Here is a 471-nt window from a genome sequence, read left to right as displayed (position 1 = left end):
AATGAATTAAATCTAATGTCTAAGTGATAATACTTATTTAGTTTACTATTACAAGTAACTTCTAACTTCTCTTGTACACTCTTTAGAAAGTCATAGTAATTACTTCGGTCTCCTTTACCATCACTACCTAATCCCTTTACTTGCTCATTAAAACTTCTTGTTAATGGTTCTTTAGTATCTGCTCCTATCTTCGCTTTAATTAATGCTAAGGCCTCTTTAAGATATGTCATATCATACCTAATTACTTCTAATGATGATGTTGTTGAAGAACTATAAAATAATCCGTCATTATTAAGATTGTATTTAAGTTGTTCAAGTTCATGCCTTAATTTCCCATTTAACTCTCCAAGCTCAGATACATTAGAATTATCTTCTTCTGTAAATGAAAAGAAATTCAAAAAATTTGAAAGGCCTCCTCTCTTATTCTCCTTTACTGATGTAACTGCAGATGATAAAACATCTTGTAAGTCT

The 471-nt window shown here is 29.9% G+C and carries 1 protein-coding gene; it reads right to left on the bottom strand.

Features of this window, described 5'->3' with window-relative positions; genetic code table 11:
* A partial coding sequence (locus U881_RS0109850; protein WP_024654254.1) for an anti-CBASS protein Acb1 family protein occupies positions 1 to 471 on the bottom strand: 471 nt, incomplete at both ends.

It is taken from the genome of Borrelia persica No12, assembly GCF_000500045.1.
Classification (GTDB): domain Bacteria; phylum Spirochaetota; class Spirochaetia; order Borreliales; family Borreliaceae; genus Borrelia; species Borrelia persica.
Note: the sequence above shows the minus strand (reverse complement) of the source record. Positions and strands in the feature narration are given on the sequence as shown.